This window comes from Paenibacillus roseus (genome assembly GCF_016424485.1).
Classification (GTDB): Bacteria; Bacillota; Bacilli; order Paenibacillales; family Paenibacillaceae; genus Paenibacillus_D; species Paenibacillus_D roseus.
Genome location: NZ_JAELUP010000109.1, coordinates 1 through 713, shown reverse-complemented (window position 1 = coordinate 713; position 713 = coordinate 1). Strand labels below are relative to the sequence as shown.

Here is a 713-nt window from a genome sequence, read left to right as displayed (position 1 = left end):
ATAGTTACTGTGCAAGTCAATAAATCTGGTGACGACCAGTTGACATCGAACAGGTAAGGCTACGTGTCGGGCTAGCCGCCTTCCCTACTCCACAGGCGCTTAGTGGCGGCATAACAGCACAAGAAGGAAGGAATTGCATATGAAAACGAAGTACAACGACTTCTGGTTGACTAAGAACACCAAACCTGCTAATGCGTATATGGACGAAGTTGCCAAGGAGAGCAACTTTACAGGACAGCATAAGGGATATACCATCCTGCCGCATAAAATTCATCGGTGCTACGGTCTAAGTCCGTATGAGACTATATCTTTCGGTATGGCGATCAGTTTCATCCGCAGATGGTCGAAGAAGTGTTAATGAACGTCCATCATTTGGAAGTGAATGTACGGTTGGAATTATTGCATCTGCGATTGGCGAAAGCCTTTCTTGCCTACGAAATGAATCGTCCATAATGGTGTTTGCATGTACATGAGACTTTGCTTTTGTATCATTGCGGTTTGTCCGCTCGAACTGAGGATGCAAGCTCATGATACAGCAATTGCCGCGCCATCCGATCAGGGATGGTTACACATGGGGCAGAGTTTTGGGGCAGACAGCATGTCATCTCCGCCCTATGCGTAACCCTTCCTATCCATGACATACAAGGGAGTGAAACGAACGATGACCAACGTTCAACTAACGCCGGATAAACTGATTTATGTCGGTGTAGATT

1 protein-coding gene is annotated in these 713 nt (G+C 46.4%); it reads left to right on the top strand.

Annotated elements, in window-relative coordinates; all coding sequences use genetic code 11:
• Positions 1 to 139: 139 nt before the first annotated feature.
• Positions 140 to 358, top strand: coding sequence for a hypothetical protein (locus JFN88_RS22390; RefSeq protein ID WP_199021580.1), 219 nt, complete (start codon positions 140 to 142; stop codon positions 356 to 358).
• Positions 359 to 713: the final 355 nt, after the last annotated feature.